General features: G+C 64.2%; 17 protein-coding genes, 1 tRNA gene and 1 pseudogene. 8 read left to right on the top strand and 11 right to left on the bottom strand.

The window, feature by feature from the left end:
• Positions 1 to 10: 10 nt before the first annotated feature.
• On the bottom strand, positions 11 to 2,158 hold the full coding sequence (fadB, locus tag FQ664_RS10780) for a fatty acid oxidation complex subunit alpha FadB (protein ID WP_144171904.1): 2,148 nt from the start codon (positions 2,156 to 2,158) through the stop codon (positions 11 to 13).
• A gap of 538 nt (positions 2,159 to 2,696) precedes the next feature.
• Positions 2,697 to 3,134: a hypothetical protein gene (locus FQ664_RS10775; protein WP_144171903.1), complete on the bottom strand. Its 438-nt coding sequence runs from the start codon at positions 3,132 to 3,134 to the stop codon at positions 2,697 to 2,699.
• Positions 3,135 to 3,244: 110 nt separating this feature from the next.
• Between FQ664_RS10775 and FQ664_RS10770 the strand changes: the two genes are divergently transcribed.
• Positions 3,245 to 3,685: a universal stress protein gene (locus FQ664_RS10770; RefSeq protein ID WP_144171902.1), complete on the top strand. Its 441-nt coding sequence runs from the start codon at positions 3,245 to 3,247 to the stop codon at positions 3,683 to 3,685.
• A gap of 125 nt (positions 3,686 to 3,810) precedes the next feature.
• Here FQ664_RS10770 and FQ664_RS10765 read toward each other — a convergent pair whose 3' ends face one another.
• The gene (locus FQ664_RS10765; protein ID WP_144171901.1) at positions 3,811 to 5,739 is read right to left on the bottom strand and encodes an ATP-binding cassette domain-containing protein; all 1,929 of its coding nucleotides are present in this window, start codon (positions 5,737 to 5,739) and stop codon (positions 3,811 to 3,813) included.
• A gap of 221 nt (positions 5,740 to 5,960) precedes the next feature.
• Between FQ664_RS10765 and FQ664_RS10760 the strand changes: the two genes are divergently transcribed.
• On the top strand, positions 5,961 to 7,886 hold the full coding sequence (locus FQ664_RS10760; RefSeq protein WP_144171900.1) for a transglycosylase SLT domain-containing protein: 1,926 nt from the start codon (positions 5,961 to 5,963) through the stop codon (positions 7,884 to 7,886).
• A 122-nt stretch (positions 7,887 to 8,008) separates the two neighbouring features.
• Here the strand turns inward: FQ664_RS10760 and FQ664_RS10755 are convergent, their stop codons facing one another.
• Both FQ664_RS10755 and FQ664_RS10750 read right to left on the bottom strand, forming a co-directional pair.
• A complete protein-coding gene (locus FQ664_RS10755) occupies positions 8,009 to 8,812 on the bottom strand; it encodes an MOSC domain-containing protein (RefSeq protein ID WP_144171899.1) in 804 nt (267 codons plus the stop codon).
• Between the two features lie 56 nt (positions 8,813 to 8,868).
• A complete protein-coding gene (locus FQ664_RS10750; protein ID WP_144171898.1) occupies positions 8,869 to 9,804 on the bottom strand; it encodes a chemotaxis protein CheV in 936 nt (311 codons plus the stop codon).
• Positions 9,805 to 10,154: 350 nt separating this feature from the next.
• Here FQ664_RS10750 and FQ664_RS10745 point away from each other — a divergent pair, with 350 nt between their 5' ends.
• The 3 genes from FQ664_RS10745 (at position 10,155) to FQ664_RS10735 (ending at position 12,586) form a co-directional block, all read left to right on the top strand.
• Positions 10,155 to 10,664 (top strand): histidine kinase, encoded by a 510-nt coding sequence (locus tag FQ664_RS10745; protein WP_144171897.1) that lies wholly within the window; start codon positions 10,155 to 10,157, stop codon positions 10,662 to 10,664.
• A gap of 376 nt (positions 10,665 to 11,040) precedes the next feature.
• Entirely contained in the window at positions 11,041 to 11,937 is an 897-nt protein-coding gene (locus FQ664_RS10740) for a sensor histidine kinase (protein WP_144171896.1), read from the top strand.
• Positions 11,927 to 12,586: a response regulator gene (locus FQ664_RS10735; protein ID WP_144171895.1), complete on the top strand. Its 660-nt coding sequence runs from the start codon at positions 11,927 to 11,929 to the stop codon at positions 12,584 to 12,586. Before FQ664_RS10740 ends, FQ664_RS10735 begins: the two co-directional genes overlap by 11 nt.
• Here the strand turns inward: FQ664_RS10735 and yegS are convergent.
• The gene (gene yegS / locus FQ664_RS10730) at positions 12,570 to 13,457 is read right to left on the bottom strand and encodes a lipid kinase YegS (RefSeq protein WP_144171894.1); all 888 of its coding nucleotides are present in this window, start codon (positions 13,455 to 13,457) and stop codon (positions 12,570 to 12,572) included. The two genes, FQ664_RS10735 and yegS, sit on opposite strands and share 17 nt — an antisense overlap.
• A gap of 256 nt (positions 13,458 to 13,713) precedes the next feature.
• Between yegS and FQ664_RS10725 the strand changes: the two genes are divergently transcribed.
• Entirely contained in the window at positions 13,714 to 14,961 is a 1,248-nt protein-coding gene (locus tag FQ664_RS10725; protein WP_144171893.1) for a glycosyltransferase family 4 protein, read from the top strand.
• Here the strand turns inward: FQ664_RS10725 and FQ664_RS10720 are convergent.
• Complete coding sequence (locus FQ664_RS10720) at positions 14,950 to 16,176, bottom strand: molybdopterin molybdotransferase MoeA (RefSeq protein ID WP_144171892.1); 1,227 nt, start codon at positions 16,174 to 16,176, stop codon at positions 14,950 to 14,952. The genes FQ664_RS10725 and FQ664_RS10720 overlap by 12 nt on opposite strands.
• Positions 16,160 to 16,699 carry a molybdenum cofactor biosynthesis protein B gene (gene moaB, locus FQ664_RS10715; RefSeq protein ID WP_144171891.1) on the bottom strand — a complete coding sequence of 180 codons (540 nt, stop codon included), beginning with the start codon at positions 16,697 to 16,699 and terminating at the stop codon, positions 16,160 to 16,162. Before moaB ends, FQ664_RS10720 begins: the two co-directional genes overlap by 17 nt.
• 188 nt (positions 16,700 to 16,887) lie before the next feature.
• Between moaB and FQ664_RS10710 the strand changes: the two genes are divergently transcribed.
• Both FQ664_RS10710 and FQ664_RS10705 read left to right on the top strand, forming a co-directional pair.
• On the top strand, positions 16,888 to 17,109 hold the full coding sequence (locus tag FQ664_RS10710; RefSeq protein WP_013971697.1) for a YgdI/YgdR family lipoprotein: 222 nt from the start codon (positions 16,888 to 16,890) through the stop codon (positions 17,107 to 17,109).
• A gap of 81 nt (positions 17,110 to 17,190) precedes the next feature.
• Positions 17,191 to 17,267 (top strand) — tRNA-Pro (locus tag FQ664_RS10705).
• 107 nt (positions 17,268 to 17,374) lie between these two features.
• On the opposite strand, the gene mqo is transcribed toward FQ664_RS10705, so the two are convergent.
• The 3 genes and pseudogenes from mqo to FQ664_RS28235 all read right to left on the bottom strand — a co-directional run.
• Positions 17,375 to 18,949, bottom strand: a complete 1,575-nt coding sequence (gene mqo / locus FQ664_RS10700) for a malate dehydrogenase (quinone) (protein WP_144171890.1) — start codon at positions 18,947 to 18,949, stop codon at positions 17,375 to 17,377.
• A gap of 188 nt (positions 18,950 to 19,137) precedes the next feature.
• Positions 19,138 to 19,851 (bottom strand): methyl-accepting chemotaxis protein, encoded by a 714-nt coding sequence (locus FQ664_RS28240; RefSeq protein ID WP_474707142.1) that lies wholly within the window; start codon positions 19,849 to 19,851, stop codon positions 19,138 to 19,140.
• 171 nt (positions 19,852 to 20,022) lie between these two features.
• Positions 20,023 to 20,166 (bottom strand): annotated as a pseudogene (locus FQ664_RS28235) (HAMP domain-containing protein); the annotation flags it as partial.
• Positions 20,167 to 20,347: the final 181 nt, after the last annotated feature.

Here is a 20,347-nt window from a genome sequence, read left to right as displayed (position 1 = left end):
CGTTGACCGCTCAGTTGAAGAAGCGCTGGCCGTTCTTGGCCATTTCACGCAGCTTGGCGGTCGGGTGGTACAGCGGCCCCAGGTCGGCGTACTGATCGGCCAGGGCCACGAATTCGGCCACACCGATCGAGTCGATGTAGCGCAGCGCACCACCGCGGAAGGGAGGGAAGCCAATGCCGTAGACCAGGCCCATGTCTGCTTCGGCGGCGGTTTCGACGATGCCGTCTTCCAGGCAGCGCACGGTCTCCAGGCACAGCGGGATCATCATCCAGTTGATGATGTCTTCGTCAGTAACTTCGCGCTGTTCGAAGACGATCGGCTTGAGTACGTCGAGCACGCTGGCGTCGGCGACCTTCTTCGGCTTGCCACGCTTGTCGGTTTCGTAGGCGTAGAAGCCCTTGCCGTTCTTCTGGCCCAGGCGGTTGGCCTCGTACAGGGCGTCAACGGCCGAGCGGCGCTCGTCCTTCATGCGGTCCGGGAAGCCCTCGGCCATCACGTCGCGGCCGTGGTGCCCGGTGTCGATGCCGACCACGTCCATCAGGTACGCCGGGCCCATCGGCCAGCCGAACTTTTCCATGACCTTGTCGATACGTACGAAGTCGACACCGGCGCTGACCAGCTTGGCGAAACCACCAAAGTACGGGAACAGCACGCGGTTGACCAGGAAGCCCGGGCAGTCGTTGACCACGATCGGGTTCTTGCCCATTTTCTTGGCGTAGGCCACGGTGGTGGCCACCGCCACTTCACTGGACTTCTCACCACGGATGACTTCCACCAGCGGCATCATGTGCACCGGGTTGAAGAAGTGCATGCCGACGAAGTTTTCCGGGCGCTTGAGCGCCCTGGCCAGCAGGTTGATGGAGATGGTCGAGGTGTTGGAAGCGAGGATCGCATCGTCCTTCACCTGGCCTTCCACTTCGGCCAGCACGGCCTGCTTGACTTTCGGGTTCTCGACCACGGCCTCGACGACGATGTCGACATTGGCGAAATCGCCATAGGACAGGGTCGGGCGAATGGCGTTGAGTGCCTCGGCCATCTTGGCCGGGGTCAGGCGGCCCTTCTCGACGCGGTTGCCGAGCAGCTTGGAGGCCTCGTTCAGGCCCAACTGAATGGCTTCCTCGCGGATGTCCTTCATCAGGATCGGAGTGCCCTTGACCGCCGACTGGTAGGCGATGCCGCCACCCATGATGCCGGCGCCGAGCACGGCGGCCTGCTTCACGTCGTGGGCGATTTCGTCATGCGCCTTGGCCTTGCGCTTGAGTTCCTGGTCATTGAGGAACAGGCCGATCAGGCTCTCGGCAACCGAGGTTTTGGCCAGCTTGGCAAAGCCTGCCGCTTCGACTTCCAGAGCCTTGTCACGGCCGAAGTTGGCGGCCTTCTGGATGGTCTTGATAGCTTCGACCGGGGCCGGGTAGTTCGGGCCGGCCTGGCCGGCGACGAAGCCCTTGGCAGTCTCGAAGGCCATCATCTGCTCGATGGCGTTGAGCTTGAGCTTTTCCAGCTTGGGCTGGCGTTTGGCCTTGTAGTCCAGCTCGCCACTGATGGCGCGCTTGACCAGGTCAAGGGCACCGGCCAGCAGCAGTTCAGGCGCGACCACGGCGTCGACGGCACCCACTTTCAGGGCGTCTTCGGCACGGTTTTCCTTGCCGGAGGCAATCCACTCGATGGCATTGTCCGAACCGATCAGGCGCGGCAGGCGCACGGTACCGCCGAAGCCCGGGTAGATACCCAGCTTGACTTCCGGCAGGCCGATCTTGGCGCTGGTGGACATGACCCGGTAGTCGGCGGCCAGGCACATTTCCAGGCCACCGCCCAGGGCGATGCCGTTGATGGCGGCGACGGTCGGCACTTCGAGGTCTTCGAAGGCGTTGAAGATGCGGTTGGCTTCCAGGTTGCCGGCGACCAGTTCGGCCTCGGGCAGCTTGAAGTTGTCGACGAACTCGGTGATGTCGGCGCCGACGATGAACACGTCCTTGCCACTGCTGACGATCACGCCCTTGACCGAGGCGTCGGCCTGGATGGCATCGACGGCCTGGCGCAGCTCGTTCAGGGTCAGGCGGTTGAACTTGTTGACGGACTCACCCTTGAGGTCGAACTTGAGCTCGACGATGCCACTTTCAAGAGCCTTAACCGTGATGGCTTTACCTTCGTAAATCATCAACTGATCTCCACGATATGGAAGCTGAACTGTACACGCCGATCGCTGCAGCAAAAGCAGCCCTAGCTGCCCTGCCCCAGGCACACCCGTCAGCGCGCTAGTCGGAAGTATGGCTTGGCGTCATGACATACAAACGCTCAATTCATACGCCCGTTTGATTTGGGTGTGCACACATTCTCCGAAAAGATCGGCGTTGTCAAATGCTCGCAAGCAAGGTGAAAACACGACTTTCCGGTCATTTTGTAGCGTCCAGGTACTAAACATGATGACGGTGATTGCTGGCCATTCATGTCGGCGATTGACCATGAACCGCAGGAGAATGCTGCAGCTTTTGCCTTGCGCGGCGACCTCGAACGGCTACACTGGCACTTGCTTGAATGCAATCCGGCCTGCCTGGCCTTTTCTGCGCAGCAGAACGCAAAGCGGCGACTTGGTACCCCACCCCTTCAGGGTTCTGCCAAGCCGCCGCTTTGTCGTTTTGTGCTTGCCTTCCAATGGAAGGGCTTAGCGGGGCCCTGTGGGAGCGCAAAGGCAGGCCTCAGGCCAAGGTTTCGAGGACGTAGGCAACATCCTGCAATACAGCCGTATCGCCCCGCTCGGTCCAGTACAGCGCGATCATCCGGGCATCGGCCTCGACCTTGTAGACACTCGCCGGCAAGCGCGCCAGGGGTTCCATGAAGCGCGGGTCCTCACAGGGTTCACGCCACTGGTTCCACCACACCCCCGGGGTGACCTGCCAGAAGCTGAAGCTATCCTCATGCCCGCGGCGGCGTGCCCGGTGGTATTGCGGGCACGGGCTTGGTGGCTCCTTTTCCAGCCAGTGCGGCCACTGCTGCGGCGCCAGCTGCATGGCCAGGCCCATGCGCCGCGCTTCCAGGCGCAGCTTCATCTGCTCGCTCTGCTTGCGCGAGGTGCGCAGCCAGGAAAGCGGGCTGAGAATCAGCGCAAGGATTGACACCACCAGCAATACCGTCATATCAGTAGTTCCCATAAAACGTTGCAAATGAGCTGGTTAGCCATTTTTCACGGAAGACCCGCCCGAAAGCGACCATACTTCTTCTATCGCGATTGTCAGGAGTTCCGCTCATGTCCTACGAACATCTTCTGGTCGCCGTCGACCTGACGGAAGAATGCGACCCGGTGATCAAACGTGCCATGGCACTCGCCGAGCCGTCGAATGCCAAGGTTTCGCTGGTACACATCGTCGAGCCGATGGCCATGGCGTTCGGCGGTGACGTGCCGATGGACCTGTCACAGTTGCAACAGCAGCAGTTCGACCAGGCCAAGGAGCGCATGGACCGCCTGTTCAACAAATACCCGGGCATCCACCGCGGCGACTCGCACCTGACCTATGGCCAGCCGCGCCAGGAAATCCACCAGCTGGCCAAGGACCAGAAGTGCGACCTGATCGTGGTCGGTAGCCATGGCCGCCACGGCCTGGCGTTGCTGCTGGGTTCCACGGCCAATGACGTGCTGCATGGCGCGCCGTGCGACGTGTTGGCGGTACGGTTGCTGAAGAAGGAATGATTCAACCTGTACCGGCCCTTTCGCGGGTGAACCCGCTCCCACAAGGACCGCACCGCTGTTGAACGCGGCGCAGTACCTGTGGGAGCGGGTTCACCCGCGAAGAGGCCGGTACAGGCCAACGCCGATCAGCCTTCCAGCTCGGCCCAGCGCTCTACCAATACATCCAGCTCGCCCTGCAGCTTCTCGATCTTGGCCAGCACTGCCGAGGTCTCCGCAATCGGCCGCTGATAGAAGCCCGCCGCATTCACTTCTTCCTGGGCCTCGGCCATGCGCTGCTCCAGCTCATCGATCTGCCCCGGCAGCATTTCCAGCTCACGTTGCAGCTTGTAGCTGAGCTTCTTCTTCGAACCATCGGCCACCACTGCAACAGGCTCAGGCGCTGGCTTGGCCTCGACCTTCTCCACCACCGCGCTGTTGAGCTCGGACTTGCCGCCCTTGCTCTCGGTCACCCCCAGCAGCTTCGGCGAGCCACCTTGGCGAATCCAGTCCTCGTAGCCACCGACGTACTCGCGCACCTTGCCCTCGCCTTCGAACACCAAGGTACTGGTGACGACGTTGTCGAGGAAGGCCCGGTCGTGGCTGACCATCAGCACGGTGCCTTTGTAGTTGGACAGCACTTCCTCGAGCAGCTCGAGAGTTTCCACGTCCAGATCGTTGGTCGGTTCGTCGAGCACCAGCAGGTTGGCCGGCTTGCTGAACAGCTTGGCCAGCAACAGGCGCGCGCGCTCGCCACCCGACAGTGCCTTGACCGGCGTGCGGGCACGCTGGGGGCTGAACAGGAAGTCGCCCAGGTAGCTCAGCACGTGGCGGTTCTGGCCGTCGATCTCGATGAAGTCGCGGCCTTCGGCCAGGTTGTCGATAACGGTCTTTTCCAGGTCGAGCTGGTGGCGCATCTGGTCGAAATAGGCCACTTCCAGCTTGGTGCCACGCTCGACCTTGCCTGCGGTCGGCTCCAGGTCGCCGAGCATCAGCTTGAGCAGGGTGGTCTTGCCGGTACCGTTGGCACCCAGCAGACCGATGCGGTCCTGACGCTGGAGGACCATGGAGAAGTCCTTGACCAGCACGGGCCCGTCGGGGTGATGGAAGCTGACATTCTCCAGCACCATCACCTGCTTGCCGGACTTTTCCGCCGCCTCGATCTGGATATTGGCCTTGCCCTGGCGCTCGCGACGTTCACTGCGCTCCACGCGCAGGGCCTTCAGCGCGCGTACGCGGCCTTCGTTGCGGGTACGGCGGGCCTTGATGCCCTGGCGGATCCACACTTCTTCCTGGGCCAGGCGCTTGTCGAACAGCGCATTGGCGGTCTCCTCGGCGGCCAGCGCGGCCTCCTTGTGCACCAGGAAGCTGGCATAGTCGCCGTTCCAGTCGATCAGGCCACCGCGGTCCAGTTCGAGGATGCGGGTGGCCAGGTTCTGCAGGAAGGAACGGTCGTGGGTAATGAACAGCACCGCACCGTTGAAGCCGCGCAGGGCCTCTTCGAGCCAGGCGATGGCACCGATGTCCAGGTGGTTGGTCGGCTCGTCGAGCAGCAGCAGGTCGGGCTCCGACACCAGCGCCTGGGCCAGCAGCACGCGGCGGCGCCAGCCACCGGACAGCTCGGCCAGGGTCTTGTCGGCCGGCAGCTGCAGGCGGCTGAGGGTGCTTTCCACCACCTGCTGCAGGCGCCAGCCATCACGGGCTTCCAGCTCGTGCTGGACGTGCATGAGTTTTTCCAGGTCTTCATCGCCCTGGATGTTCAGGCTCAGGTGGTGGAACTGCGCCAGCAACTCGCCCACGCCATCCAGGCCTGCGGCCACCACGTCGAACACCGTGCGCTCGTCGGCCACCGGCAGCTCCTGCGGCAGCTCGCCGATCTTCAGGCCCGGGGCACGCCAGATTTCGCCGTCGTCGCCCTTCTGCTCGCCCTTGACCAGGCGCAGCATGCTCGACTTGCCGGTGCCGTTGCGGCCGATGATGCACACCCGCTCGCCACGAGCGATCTGCCAGGACACGTTGTCCAGCAGCGGCATGGCGCCGAATGCGAGGGACACATCGCTGAATTTGAGCAGGGTCATGTTGGTCTCCATAAATCGGGCGCGCATTCTACCTGACTTGGCCCCCGACGGCATCCGCCTGGCCACCCGGCGAGGGCATTGCGACATCTGGTCGAACTTAATATCCCGATACAAGCACAGCGCTTTCACCCGCCGCCGGCAAACAGCTAAGCTAAGGCAATAGCTTCCAACAGTGCTGGCTCCGCCGTCACTTCCCCATGGTTCAACTGCCCGGACGTATCATGCGCAGCCGCCTGTTACATATTGCATCCTGCCTGCTGCTCACCGCCGCCACCTGCGCGGCGCAGGCCGCCGACCTTACCCTGCAACGCCAGTACTATGACGAGGCCAAGCGCGCGCTGGCCAAAGGCGACAAAGGCCCGTACCTGCGCTATGCCCAGGCCCTCAGCGACTACCCGCTGACGCCCTACCTGGCCTACGACGAGCTCACCGCCCGCCTGAAAACCGCCAGCAACCAGGAAATCGAAAGCTTCCTCGCCAAGCATGGCGACCTGCCCCAGGCCAACTGGATGAAACTGCGCTGGTTGCGCTGGCTGGCCGAACGCGGCGAATGGAATACTTTCGTCAAGTACTACGACCCCAAGCTCAATTTCACCGAACTGGACTGCCTCAACGGCCAGTACCAGCTCAGCCACGGCCTGCGCGCCGAGGGCTACGCCACGGCTGACAAATTGTGGAATGTCGGCAAGTCGCAGCCGGCCACCTGCGACACGCTGTTCGGCATGTGGGCGGCCGAAGGCCAGCTGACCGAGGCCAAACGCTGGCAACGCACCAAGCTGGCGGCCCAGGCGCGCAACTACGGCCTGGCCAACAACCTGGTCAAGACCCTGACTACTCTCGGCCCGCAGGGGCGCCTGCTGGTCGATGTGGCGCAGAAGCCCGAGCTGCTCAACCAGCCTTCGCGTTTCACCCCGGTCAACGAAGCCATGTCCGACGTGGTCAGCCTCGGCCTGCGCCGCCTGGCCCGGCAGGACCCGGAGCGGGCCATGGCGCTGCTCGACGACTACGCCCAGCGCATGCACTTTTCCCGTGACGAGAAGGTGGCCATCGCCCGCGAAATCGGCCTGACCCTGGCGCGCCGCTACGACCCGCGCGCGCTCGACCTGATGACCCGCTACGACCCCGAGCTACGTGACAACACCGTCAGCGAATGGCGCCTGCGCCTGCTGCTGCGCCTGGGCCGCTGGGAAGACGCCTACCAGCTGACCCGCCGCCTGCCCCAGGACCTGGCCAGCAGCAGCCGCTGGAAGTACTGGCAGGCCCGCAGCCTGGAGCTGGCGCAGCCGAACAACCCGCAGATCCCGCTGCTGTACAAGACCGTGGCGCGTGAGCGTGACTTCTACGGCTTCCTCGCCGCTGACCGCGCACAGACGCCTTACCAGCTGAACAACAAGCCGCTGGTGCTGAGCCCGCAGCTGGTCAACAAGGTGCGCAACACCCCGGGCATCCGCCGCGCCCTGGAGTTCCACGCCCGTGGCCAGATCGTCGAAGGCCGCCGCGAGTGGTACCACGTCAGCCGCCACTTCAACCGCGACGAAATGGTCGCCCAGGCGCGTCTTGGCTACGACCTGCGCTGGTACTTCCCGGCCATTCGCACCATCAGCCAGGCGCAGTACTGGGACGACCTGGACATTCGCTTCCCGATGGCCCACCGCGACACCCTGGTACGCGAGGCCAAGGTCCGCGGCCTGCATTCGAGCTGGGTATTCGCCATCACCCGCCAGGAAAGTGCCTTCATGGAAGATGCCCGCTCGCCGGTGGGCGCCAGCGGCCTGATGCAGCTGATGCCGGCCACGGCCAAGGAAACCGCACGCAAGTTCAGCATTCCGCTGGCGTCACCGGCTCAGGTGCTCAACCCGGACAAGAACATCCAGCTGGGCGCAGCCTACCTGAGCCAGGTGCACAGCCAGTTCAACGGCAACCGGGTGCTGGCTTCGGCGGCCTACAACGCCGGGCCGGGGCGTGTGCGCCAGTGGCTGAAAGGCGCCAAGCACCTGAGCTTCGATGTGTGGGTGGAGTCGATCCCGTTCGACGAAACGCGCCAGTACGTACAGAACGTGCTGTCGTATTCGGTGATCTACGGGCAGAAGCTGAACTCGCCGCAGCCGCTGGTGGACTGGCATGAGCAGTACTTCGATGACATGTGATTATTGCTGAGCCTGGCCTCTTCGCGGGTGAACCCGCTCCTACAGGGTCCCCATTCCTTGAGGAAAGTGGAGTACCCGTGGGAGCCGGTTCACCCGCGAAGAGGCCGGCACAGGCAACACAGCTATTCCAGGATTTCCACCGCCATCCCTGCCTCCAACCACCCACTGCCATCCACCGCCAGGTTCTGCCCGAACAGCACATCCCCCTCCTTCTCGCGGAAGGTCCTGAGCGTGGCCATCGGCTCGCGGTCTTCGCTGCGCTCGCCGGTAGCCGGGTCGATGGTGGTAAAGATGCAGCGCACACTGGGCTTGAGCACACGAAACTCCAGGCTGCCGATACGAATACGCTTCCAGCCATCCTCGGCAAACGGTTCGGCCCCCTGCACCACCAGGTTGGGCCGAAAGCGCAACATCTGCATGGGCCGGCCGATACGTCGGCTGAGCTCGTCCAGCGAACCCTGGCCGATCAGCAACAAGGGGAAACCGTCCGGAAACGCCGCCCGGTCACTGTTGAAGCCGTAGCCATTGGGCAGATAACGCGCGCGCGGCTCCGGGCAATGCACCAGGCGCACGGCCTTGCCCAGCAGCTCGCTCAGCCAGGCCGCCGCCGCATCGCCTGCATCCGGCACGCGCAGGGTATCGCGCCAGATGGTCACGCCGCGCAGGGCGTCATCGGCAGGTGGCACAGGCACCCGCAACGGTGCCTGCCCAGGTGTTTCCAGCAGCAACTGGCCGCTGGCATCATCGCTTGCCTTGACCTGGCCTAGCTGTGGCCAGGCGCGCTGGGTCAGGAAGCGTCCGTTTTCTTCCTCCACCACCATCCAGCGCCGGTCGCCCTGCAACCCCAGCAACCCCACTGGTGAAGCCCTCAGGCGTTGCGCCTGCCCCGACTTCAGCGGGTACCGATACAGCTCACTGAGAAACATCCCTGCCGCCTCGCGTCATGCCAAACGCCCAAGCTTATACCCGGCAGCGGCCGGGATCACGCAGTGGCGGTATCCAGCAGCAGGCGTTGCTTGACCACGTCGACCAGGCGATCAGGCTGGAACTTGGACAGGAAGTTGTCGCAGCCCACCTTCTTTACCATCGATTCGTTGAAACTACCCGACAGCGAGGTGTGCAGCACCACGTACAGCTTGCGCAAACGGGCATCGCCACGGATCTCGGTGGTCAACCGGTAGCCGTCCATTTCCGGCATCTCGGCGTCAGTGAACACCATCAGCAGCTTCTCGCACACGTCCTCACCGGCGTCGGCCCAGCCCTTGAGCATGCGCAGCGCCTTCAGGCCATCACTGGCCACGTGCAGCTTCACGCCCAGCTGGGACAGGGTGTCGCGCAATTGCGCCAGGGCCACGCTGGAGTCGTCCACCAGCAGCACTTCGCGGCCGCGGGCCCGGGCCAGCACCGGGTCGGCGAGTTTGTCACCGGAAACCCGGGCGTTGTACGGCACGATCTCGGCCAGCACCTTCTCCACATCGATCACTTCCACCAGCTTCTCATCGACCTTGGTGATGGCGGTCAGGTAATGCTGGCGTCCGGCGCTGGACGGCGGTGGCATGATCGCCTCCCAGTTCATGTTGACGATGCGGTCGACACCGCCCACCAGGAAGGCCTGCACCGAGCGGTTGTATTCGGTGACGATGATGGTGCTGTCCGGCCCTGGCTGCAGCGGGCGCATGCCGATCGCCTGGGACAGGTCGATCACCGGCAGGGTCTGGCCGCGCAGGTTGACCACACCGCAGACGAAAGCGTGGCGCTGGGGCATCAGGGTCAGTTTGGGCAGCTGCAGCACTTCCTGCACCTTGAACACGTTGATCGCGAACAGCTGGCGGCCCGCCAGTCGAAACATCAGGATTTCCAGGCGGTTCTCACCCACCAGTTGCGTACGTTGGTCTACCGTGTCGAGAATGCCAGCCATTGGAAAACCCCCAGGCTTGAGTCGGGAAAAAGTGAAATCATCCACCCTGTATCGGCGGCTTCACGCGCACCTTGACCCTTGCGGGAAAATGCCATGAAGGCAATTGATATCACTTTGACATCATGCTTTACTGCGAGCAGCCGTGGTGAGCCAGCGGGACGCAAAAGTTCCCCACCTGAGCCGGGTATCAGGGAAACCCTTAGCCACAATCGGGCGCAACCTGATGTTCGCGATATCCTTTAGCCATTAATGTGACGCCATTCTCATTGCATGAATGGAGTCAGGCTTTTGCTAGCTATCGTTTTGGCGTGCCCGCCCCCTGCGCCTGCGCCACGCGCGGGGGCATCATGATGGACAGCGCCTTATCGTTCGATGACGCCCTGCAGGGCTTCCTGCTGGATGCCCAGGTGTTGCTGACCCAGGCCCAGGAATGCCTGCAGCACCTGGAGCTGATCGACAACGACCCGGATGCCTGCCACTGCCTGGACAATGCGCTCGACAACCTCGCCCGGCAGGCCACACACCTGGGCCTGCGCGAAGTCGCCCATTACACCACCGCCCTGCAGCAGTTGCTGGCCCCGGCCTGCCATGGCGGTTGCCTGCAGCGCGAAGCCCTGCCCGCGGTAGGGGCCTGCCTGACCCTGCTGGCCTGGCAACTGGAACTGGTCGATCCATGTACCGGGCGTCTTAACCTGGACATCGGCGAGCAACTGGTGCTGCTGGGTGAACTGGCCAAGGTCGTGCAGCAACCCTTTGCAGAACCCTGCACGTCCTGCGGCGAGCAAGGCAGCGTGTGCATCCACCCGCATAACGAGACGGCAGACAGCACGCCCCCCGGCCGCTCATCCCCCACGTATTGACCCGGCGCACAGTGCAACCAGGCACGTTTATTCAAGCCCAGCATGGTCGCACCTGGAAAGTTCGCGAAGTTTCCAAGTTTCCGGTGGGCAAGTTGAATCAATTGCGCGCCAGTTTCACGGCAAGTGCGTATTGCGCGATCAAACCGGGTGGCACTTTGCTACCCGCCAGCACCCGCCCGACAGGCGTTTCAAAGCGTTACCCAGCCGCGACCGATGCAGTGCAAGGTGGTAATATGCGCCCCCACAAACGCTTGCTACCTGCAGCAAGGTCGCAAGATCTCGTGTTCGAAAAAAACAATCGAAAGTACTGCTCCAAAGCCTCTGACAGGGATTGTGCAAGGCCTCCATCAGCAATACTTCAGTGGCTTCCCTACTTATGTTTCCACGCTTGAAGATTCCTTTGCGTTGCGGCTCCCGCACTACCCTGCTGCGCTGGGCGACGGTCGGGCTGTGCGTGACCTCGCTGGTCGCCAACCTGTTGCTGTACCTGGCCGACCAGGTGATCCCGGCCAGCCTGCTGGTGCTGCAGCTGGCCGCCACGCTGGGCGCCGCCGTGCATCTGGGCCTGGGCGCCAGGTCGATCAGCCTGCGTCCGGCGGAACTGGCCGAGCGCATGCTCAAGGTCCAGGAAGACGAGCGCCAGCACCTGAGCCGGGAATTGCACGACGACATCGGCCAGTTGCTCACTGCCGCCAAGCTGCAACTGCAGTGGCTGCAAAGGCGCATGCCCGATGAGCTGCAAGGGCACTGCGACGCCCTGCGCAGCACGCTGGATGACACCCTGGGCAACGTGCGCGATGTCTCCGCCCTGCTCAACCCGCGACAGCTGGCCAGCCTTGGCCTGGAAGCCAGCCTGCGCGCGCACCTGGTGCGTACCTTGGGCAACAGTGGCGTGCACTGGAGCCTGGCGTGCAACCAGCGCCTGGGCGGCATCGACGAGGCCGTGGCCATGGCGGTATTCCGCATTACCCAGGAAGCCGTGACCAACATGCTGCGCCACGCCCAGGCACACAACCTGGTCGTCCGTCTGCAGCGCACCCCCGAGGGGCTGGCGTTGTCGATCCACGACGATGGCCGTGGCTTCGTGCCCGCCAGGCAACCGGCCGAAGCTGGTCAGCGCGGCTTGGCCGGCATGCAGGAGCGGGTAACCGCGCTGCAGGGCAGCCTCGACATCATCAGTCAGCTCGGCCTGGGCACGCGCATCGAGGCGGTGTTCCCGTGGCCACCGCGCACCCAGCAACGCGCCAGGAGCACCGCCACCGATGACCTGTAGACTGCTACTGGTAGACGACCACTCGCTGATTCGCGCCGGGGTGCGTGCACTGGTCTGCGACATCCCCGGCTATGAAGTAATCGGTGAAGCCGACGACGGCAGCCAGTTGCTCGAACAGGTACGCAAGCTGGCGCCGGACATAGTCTTGCTGGACATCTCCATGCGCTCGACCAGCGGCCTGGATGCCCTCACCCAACTGCGCGCCAGCGGCAGTACCTGCAAGGTGCTGATCCTGTCGATGCACACCGACCCGGACCTGATCATGCGGGCCCTGGAAAGCGGCGCCCACGGCTACCTGCTCAAGGACACCAGCGCCACCGAACTGGAGCAGGCCCTGGTCGCGGTGCGCAACGGCGAGCGCTACCTCAGCCCAGCCATCGCCCATACGGTCATCGACCAGGCGCTGCAGCGCACCAGGCAGTGCAAGCAACCCGCTGGCGAGCGGCATAACCTCACCGCGCGACAGCTGGAGATCCTGCGCCTGATCGTGCGCGGCAAGTCCACCCGGGAAATCGCCACCGGCCTGGGTCTGTCGATCAAGACCGTGGAGACCCACCGCTCGCAAATCATGAAACGCTTGCAGATCCATGACGTGGCCGGCCTGGTGCTGTTCGCCGTACGCGAGAAAATCATCAGCCTGGACGACTGAGCAACGGCGACCCGGCCGGCAGGTGCAGACGCAGTGCAGCGGGCCTGGCCTGGAAGCGCAACTTGTCGGCCTGCACCGGTTCGCCATCGAGATTGATGTCCAGCCCTTGCGAGCACTTGATCTCGACCCAGGGCAACCTGGCCCGGACGAGCAGCCCGTCACCGGCCAACAGGTCACGCAGCGCCCCGACCACCTCCTGTGGTGCCGGCAGGATGGCGATATCGAGCAAGCCATCGTCCACCACGGCCTCCGGGCACAGCACCTGCCCACCCCCGGCCTGGCGGCCGTTACCGATCCCCAGCGCCAGCAGGTCACCCTGCCAGTGGAAACCGGGCCCTTGCAGCGCTACCGATGCCGCCTGCAGCTCGCTGAAGCGCGACAACCCGGTGAACAGGTAGGCGGCGGCGCCCAGCACTTTCTTCAGGTCTTCAGAGGTGCTGGCCGTGACCTGGCTGCCAAAACCGCCCGTGGCCATGTTGAGGAACAACTGGTCACCGGCCTGGCCCAGGTCTATTGGCTGTGCAGGTATGTTCAGCAAGGCCAGCGCCGTAGCAGGCTCCAGAGGGATGCCGGCTGCCCTGGCAAAATCGTTGGCCGTGCCCAGCGGCAACAACGCCAGACTGGCCGCGGTACCCGCCAGCCCCATGGCCTCGGCGACATCGCGCAGCGTGCCATCCCCGCCTCCGGCGACGATATGGCCGTAACCGGCAGCCAGCGCCTCGGCGACCAGGCGCTGGGCGTCACCGGCCTCCCAGGTGACCCGCACATCCAGCACCCAGCCGCTGTCGCGCAGGCCATGCACGGCATTGCGCAAGTCCTCGTTCATGGCCTGCTTGCCGTGCAGGATCAGCATTGCCTTGCGACCTCGCATTTGCGCGCCTCCGTAAAGTGATCAACGCAGATCTCGACCCTCTGCAATCGCGGATCGTTGCATGCCCCCAGAAAAATAGCAGGCCGCTCCCACTTTTTTAATCGCCTGGGCCGGTCAATTTCCCCACGCCTGGCAATGCACAGCTATGCTCAGCAGATACATTTTCTTGCCATGGACGCGCCCCCGGCAGTGGTTTCACTACTGCCGCCAACGGGCGCGTCTTGCTGTCCGCAGCCTTTAGCGAGGATTCCGGGTCATGCGCATTCTCTGGACACTGCCGTACCTGCCCTGGCCGACCACCAGCGGCAGCAAGACCCGGCAATACCACCTGATACGCGCACTGGCACAGCGGGGCCACCGGATTACCCTGCTGGTGCAATCGAAGATCCCCCTCGGCGATGCCGCCCGCGAGGCTCTGGAACCGCTGCTCGACCGCCTGATAGTGCTGCCCCGCCGCCCCCTGCACAGCCCGCTCAACCTGCTGGCCTCACCGATCATCGACTACCCCATGCGGGCAATCATCAATGGCCTGGCCCCTTGCCTGCGGCACCGCTTCGAGCAACTGCTGGACGAGCCGTGGGACGTGATCCAGATCGAGCACAGCTACAGCTTCCAGCCCTTCGAAAAAGCCCTGCAGGCACGCGGATTGCCGTACATGCTCAGCGAGCACACCCTGGAGTCGGTGATGGGTGGCGCCAGCCACGATCGCCTGCCGCTGTGGCTGCGCCCGCTCAACGCCTTCGACCGCTGGCGCTATCGACGCTGGGAACAGCGGGTATTGCGCCAGCCCACCGAACTGGTGGCGGTCAGCGCCCACGATGCCGAGCTGATCGCGCAGATCAGCGGGCGCCCGGTGAACGTGGTGGTCAATGGCGTGGACTGTGATTTCTACCAGCACGTGCAACCCGCGCTGCACAGCCAGCGCCTGCTGTTCGTTGGCAACTTCGAGTATGGCGCCAACCTGGAGGCCATCGAATGGGCGCTGGAAGACATCATACCGCAGGTGTGGCTGAGCAACCCGGCAGTACGCCTGGCGATTGCCGGGCATGCCATGCCGGCCAGCTGGAAACTGCACTGGAACGACCCGCGTATCGAATGGTTCGGCTACCGCCCCGACCTGCGCGAACTGCAGCGGCGTTCGGCACTGTTCTTCGCACCGCTGCGCTATGCCGGTGGCTCCAAGGTGAAAATCCTCGAAGCGATGGCCGCCGGCTTGCCGGTGATCACCACCGGCAAAGGCGTTTCAGGCCTGGCCGCGAACAACGGTGAGCACTACCTGGGCAGTGAGGATGGCGACCTGCTGGCCCTGCTGATCACCCAGCTGCTCAACCAGCCCTGGCGCATGAGCCAGTTGAGCGATGCCGGGCGCCAGTTCGCCCGCCAGCGCCACGACTGGAGCGTGGCCGCCCAACAACTGGAGAACGTGCACATGCGCCTGGCCCAGGCGGCACCAGCCGAGGCAGCGCCGCTGGGCAGCGCCTGGCTGGGCCGCTCAGCCAAGTAGCTCGCTGAAGGGAATGAACGGCACGCTGTCACCCTGCTTCGGCGTACTGCCTTCGCGTACTTCCACCAGCCCCTCGGCCCAGGCCGCGCTGCGCAGCACGCCAGAGCTCTGGTTTTTGTAGATACGCACCTGGCCCTGCTCGATGCGGGCCCGCAGGTACTCGCGGCGCGTGCCGGGCTTGGGCCAGTCAAAGCCGGCCGGCATGTCGAAACGCAGCGGCGTGACATCGACCACACCCTGACGCCGCAACAGGTAGGGCCGGGTCAGCAGGCCGAAGGTGACCAGGGTCGAAGCCGGGTTACCCGGCAGGCCGATGACCGGCACGCCCTGGAAGTGGCCGAAGGTCAGCGGCTTGCCCGGTTTGATCGCCAGCTTCCACAAGGCCAGCTCGCCGGCTTCGCGCAGGGCGGCGCCAAGGTAGTCGGCTTCGCCCACCGAGACACCGCCGGTGGACAGGATCAGGTCGACATCGCCCAGCTCGGCCAGGCAGCTGCGGGTGCGTGCCAGGTCATCCGGCAGGATGCCCGCATCGACCACCTCGCAGCCCAGCCGCTGCAACCAGCTGACCAGCAGCCGGCGGTTGCTGTTGTAGATTTGCCCCGGCCCCAGCGGCAGGCCGGGTTCGACCAGTTCGTCACCGGTGGACAGCACCGCCACCCGCACCTTGCGTACCACGTCCAGGCGGCCGTGGCCCAAGGTCGCAGCCAGGCCCAGCTCAATCGGCCCCAACCGGGTGCCGGCGCTCATCACTTGTTCGCCCTTGCGGGTTTCCTGGCCCTGGGGACGAATGTTCTGCCCGGTTTTCAACGGTTCGAGAAAGCGTACCCGGCCATCCTCTGCCACTTCGGTGTTTTCCTGCATCTCGACGCAGTCGGCACCTTCGGGCAGCGGTGCCCCGGTGAAGATGCGCGCGCAGGTGCCCGGTTGCAGCGGCTGCGGCACATGGCCGGCGAAAATCCGCTGGCTGACCGGCAGTGGTTCGCCCTGCCAGTCGGCCAGGCGCAGGGCGTAACCGTCCATGGCGCTGTTCGGCCAAGGCGGCAGGTCGAGCGAGGCCACCAGGTCGGTGGCCAGCACACGGCCCTCGGCCTCAGCCAATGGCAGGGTCTCGGTGTCGCCGATCGGTGCCGCTTCGGCTAATGCCAGCAGCTGCTCCAGGGCCTGTTCCACCGGCATCAACGGCCGGCTCTGGCTGACCTCAGCCACGGCTGTCACAGGCCGCCGCCTGCTTCAGGTGCGGCACGAAGTTGCACGGGCGATGGCGGGCATCCAGCTGCTCGGCGAGGATACCGTCCCAACCGGTGCGCACCGCGTTGGTCGAACCTGGCAGGCAGCACACCAGAGTGCCGTTGGCCAGCCCGGCCAGGGCGCGGGACTGCACGGTGGAGGTGCCAATGTCGGCCACGGAAATCTGCCGAAACAGCTCACCAAAGCCTTCAACCTGCTTGTCCAGCAGGCAGGCCACGGCCTCGGGTGTGCTGTCGCGACCGGTAAAGCCGGTGCCGCCGGTGATCAGCACCACCTGCACGCGGTCATCGGCAATCCAGGTGGCGACCTGGGCGCGAATCTTGTACAGGTCATCTTTCAGCAGCACGCGCTCTGCCAGGCGATGACCGGCCGCGCTCAGCCGGTCAACGAACAGCTGGCCGGAGGTATCGGTGTCGAAGGTGCGGGTGTCGCTGACCGTGAGCACAGCGATGTTCAGCGGCACGAAGGGGGTATCTGCCTTGGCTTTCATGGGGGTCCGTCACAAGAAGATAGGATGGCCGCAGTTATAACACAGCACGCACACATCACAGCGTGACGCCCGCGGCCCTTGCCCTCGATCAATGCCCCGGTTTTGCCGCTATGCTGCACTGTAGACGGAACTTGCGTGGACGCCCTGCGTCTTAATGTCATCTAGCACCATCGCACTGGAGAAACACGATGATTCAACGGACCCTACCCGCCTTCCTGCTCGCCTTGGGCCTGGGCGCCCTCGCTGGCTGCGCATCGCCGACCGTCATTACCCTGAACGACGGTCGCGAAATCCAGGCCACCGACACACCGAAGTACGATGAAGACTCGGGCTTCTACGAATTCGAGCAACTGGACGGCAAGCGCACGCGCCTGAACAAGGACCAGATCCGCACCGTCAAAGAGCTCTGATCGCAGCCCGCATTTTTGCAAAGGCCCTTTCAACAACAAGGGCTTGCGTGCAAAAAAAGGATGCAGTAGGATTTCCTTCATCGGAGTGTAGCGCAGCCAGGTAGCGCGTCTCGTTCGGGACGAGAAGGCCGCAGGTTCGAATCCTGTCTCTCCGACCAAATCCTGATCAAAAAAGCCCGCCTTGTGCGGGCTTTTTGTTGTGCCGGGAAAACATCCTGGGGCCGCGTTGCGGCCCTTTCGCGACACAAGGCCGCTTCCGCATGCGTTAGTGCGCCGCCTCAGCCTGCACCGGCACGTACAGCAACTGTAGGCGCTCGCTGCTCCATGCCCGGGTCTGGTTGGTCAGCGCCAGGTTGTTGTTCAGCTTCTGCCCATAGCTCGGCACGATTTCCTTGAGCCTGGCCTGCCAGGCTGGCGACTGGATACGGTCCTTGAAGGTCTTTTCCAGCACGGTCAGCATGATCGGCGCCGCAGTCGAGGCGCCCGGCGAAGCTCCCAGCAACGCGGCGATGCTGCCGTCCTGCGCCGCCACCACTTCTGTACCGAACTGCAGCACACCGCCCAGTACCGGGTCCTTCTTGATCACCTGCACCCGCTGGCCGGCCTGCAGCAGCTTCCAGTCTTCGTTCTTGGCGTTGGGGAAGTACTCGCGCAGTGCGTTCATGCGGTCATCGAAACTGAGCATCAACTGCCCCATCAGGTAGGTGCTGAGGTCGATGTTGTCGATACCGGCATTGACCATCGGCAACACATTGTGGCTGTTCAGCGAGGCGAACATGTCCAGCAGCGAGCCGTGCTTGAGGTACTTGGTGGAGAAGGTGGCGAACGGACCGAACAGCAGCACCTGCTTGCCATCGATCATTCGTGTATCCAGGTGCGGTACCGACATCGGCGGCGCGCCGACCGAGGCTTTGCCGTACAACTTGGCCTGGTGGCGGGCGACCAGGTCAGGGTTGTCGGTCATCAGGAACTGGCCACCGACCGGGAAGCCGGCATAGCCTTCGGCTTCGGGAATGCCCGACTTCTGCAGCAACTTCAGCGCGCCACCACCGGCACCGATGAACACGAAGCGGGCGTTGACGGCCTTTTCCTTGCCGCCGTTGGCAAGGTCGGCCACCCGCACATGCCAGGTGCCGTCGTCGTTGCGCACGATGTCGCGCACTTCATGGCGCAGGTTCAGCGACACATTGGGGTTGCGGGTCATTGCGGCGAACAACTGACGGGTGATTTCGCCAAAGTTCACGTCGGTGCCGATGGCCATGCGCGTGGCGGCGACTTTCTGCCCCGGGTCACGGCCTTCCATTACCAGCGGCGCCCACTTGCGGATCTGCTCGTGGTCTTCGGAGATTTCCATGCCGCGGAACAGCGAACTGTGCTGCAGGGCGTCGACGCGCTTGTGCAGGAAGGCGACGTTGTCGTCACCCCAGACAAAGCTCATGTGCGGCACGTTGTTGATGAACGACTTCGGGTTGCTCAGCACGCCCTGCTCGACCTGGTAGGCCCAGAACTGCTTGGACACTTCGAACTGCTCGTTGACCCCCACGGCCTTGCTGATGTCGATGCTGCCGTCCTTGCCGACGCTGGTGTAGTTCAGCTCGCAGAACGCGGAGTGCCCGGTCCCGGCGTTGTTCCAGGCATTGGAGCTTTCTTCAGCCACCTGGTCCAGGCGTTCGTAGACGTCGACCTTCCAGGACGGCTCCAGCTCGGTGAGGTAGGTGCCCAGGCTGGCACTCATGATGCCACCGCCGATCAGCAGCACGTCGACGGTCTTTTCCGGCTCCGCAGGTTTGGAGCAGCCGATGACGCCCAGGCAGAGGAACGTCAGCAGGAATTTCTTCATTGATGTTATCCAGTTGTTGTGTACACGCGCGCCGCCTAGAGCAGGGAACGTGCCAACCGGAGTCTGGAGCCGTGGATACGGGGGGCAGGCGGCGGGGAGCATGGCGACAATCCGCCACAGGGGAGCAGTTTGCCCCTGTCAGATGGCGGGTTTCCCCCTAAGGGCCGCTACGCGCCCCCCTTGGACGATCAGGCGGTGAGACGGGAGGTGACCTCACCCAGCTGCCCCGACAACCCATGCAGGCGCTGCCCCGCCTGTTCGGTATGCTGCACCGCCTCCTGGTTGGCCGTGGCGATGCGAGTGATTTCGATCAGGTTACGCGAGATGTCCTCGGCCACGCTGGTCTGTTCTTCGGCCGCCGTGGCGATCTGCCGGTTCATGTCGCGGATCGCCTCCACCGCCAGGGTGATGCGCTGCAGCATCTGCCCGGCCTGCTGCACCTGTTCGGCCCCCTCCTCGCTGCGCAGCTGGCCGCTTTCGATGGCCTTGACCGCTTCCACCGCGCCCAACTGCACCGCTTCGATGATCTGGTGGATCTCGGCAATCGACGCCGCCGTGCGCTGGGCCAGGCTGCGCACCTCATCGGCGACTACCGCAAATCCACGCCCGGCCTCGCCGGCACGGGCCGCTTCGATGGCCGCGTTGAGCGCCAGCAGGTTGGTCTGCTCGGCAATACCGCGGATCACTTCGAGGACTTTGCCAATGCGCGTGCTGTCATGCTCCAGGTCACGAATCACCGCCGCCGTGCCGGCAATTTCGCGGTTGACCACGCCGATGATATCGATGGTCTGTTGCATCACCTGCTCGCCCGCCTGGGCACTGTGGTCGGCGTCGTCCGCCGCGCGGGCGGCCTCGGCGGCGTGGCGCGCGACTTCCTGGGCGGTGGCGGACATCTCGTGCATGGCCGTGGCGACCTGATCGGTGCGCTGGAACTGGTCGTGGGTGCCACGGGCCATGTCGGCTGCGATGCTGCGCAACCGGCCGCTGGCGCCTTCCAGTTCCTGGGCGTTGTCCTGCAGCCGGCCGACCGTGTCGGCAAGGAAATCGCGCAGGGTGTTGGCGGCCCGCGCCAGACGGCCCAGTTCGTCCTCGCGGCGGCTGTCTACCCGGGCGGCAAAGCGGCCCTGACTGAGCTGCGCGACATACTCGATCAACTGGCGGATCGGCTCGATCAGGCTGCGGTTGACCAGCCACAGGCTGAGCAGCCCCACCAACATGGCCGAGGCCAACATCACCAGCAGGCCCAGCCATACCGTGCGCTCGGCACCGGCACTGAGGCTGGCAGCGTGCTGCCGGGCATCGGTACGCAGTTGCTCGACCAGTACGCTCATCTGCTCGCTGGCGGCGCGGTCCACGCCCTTGACCGCCTGGTCGCCGGCCACGGGGTCGCCACCCGCC

The organism is Pseudomonas persica (assembly GCF_900291015.1).
GTDB lineage: Bacteria > Pseudomonadota > Gammaproteobacteria > Pseudomonadales > Pseudomonadaceae > Aquipseudomonas.
The sequence above is the reverse complement of the archived record's forward strand: the minus strand, read 5'-3'. Positions and strand labels throughout refer to the sequence as shown.

Coding starts and splice junctions, on each gene's coding strand:
- fadB (WP_144171904.1), bottom strand. CDS start 2,158: ATGATTTACGAAGGTAAAGCCATCACGGTTAAGGCTCTTGAAAGTGGC.
- FQ664_RS10775 (WP_144171903.1), bottom strand. CDS start 3,134: ATGACGGTATTGCTGGTGGTGTCAATCCTTGCGCTGATTCTCAGCCCG.
- FQ664_RS10770 (WP_144171902.1), top strand. CDS start 3,245: ATGTCCTACGAACATCTTCTGGTCGCCGTCGACCTGACGGAAGAATGC.
- FQ664_RS10765 (WP_144171901.1), bottom strand. CDS start 5,739: ATGACCCTGCTCAAATTCAGCGATGTGTCCCTCGCATTCGGCGCCATG.
- FQ664_RS10760 (WP_144171900.1), top strand. CDS start 5,961: ATGCGCAGCCGCCTGTTACATATTGCATCCTGCCTGCTGCTCACCGCC.
- FQ664_RS10755 (WP_144171899.1), bottom strand. CDS start 8,812: ATGTTTCTCAGTGAGCTGTATCGGTACCCGCTGAAGTCGGGGCAGGCG.
- FQ664_RS10750 (WP_144171898.1), bottom strand. CDS start 9,804: ATGGCTGGCATTCTCGACACGGTAGACCAACGTACGCAACTGGTGGGT.
- FQ664_RS10745 (WP_144171897.1), top strand. CDS start 10,155: ATGGACAGCGCCTTATCGTTCGATGACGCCCTGCAGGGCTTCCTGCTG.
- FQ664_RS10740 (WP_144171896.1), top strand. CDS start 11,041: ATGTTTCCACGCTTGAAGATTCCTTTGCGTTGCGGCTCCCGCACTACC.
- FQ664_RS10735 (WP_144171895.1), top strand. CDS start 11,927: ATGACCTGTAGACTGCTACTGGTAGACGACCACTCGCTGATTCGCGCC.
- yegS (WP_144171894.1), bottom strand. CDS start 13,457: ATGCGAGGTCGCAAGGCAATGCTGATCCTGCACGGCAAGCAGGCCATG.
- FQ664_RS10725 (WP_144171893.1), top strand. CDS start 13,714: ATGCGCATTCTCTGGACACTGCCGTACCTGCCCTGGCCGACCACCAGC.
- moaB (WP_144171891.1), bottom strand. CDS start 16,699: ATGAAAGCCAAGGCAGATACCCCCTTCGTGCCGCTGAACATCGCTGTG.
- FQ664_RS10710 (WP_013971697.1), top strand. CDS start 16,888: ATGATTCAACGGACCCTACCCGCCTTCCTGCTCGCCTTGGGCCTGGGC.
- mqo (WP_144171890.1), bottom strand. CDS start 18,949: ATGAAGAAATTCCTGCTGACGTTCCTCTGCCTGGGCGTCATCGGCTGC.
- FQ664_RS28240 (WP_474707142.1), bottom strand. CDS start 19,851: ATGCACGAGATGTCCGCCACCGCCCAGGAAGTCGCGCGCCACGCCGCC.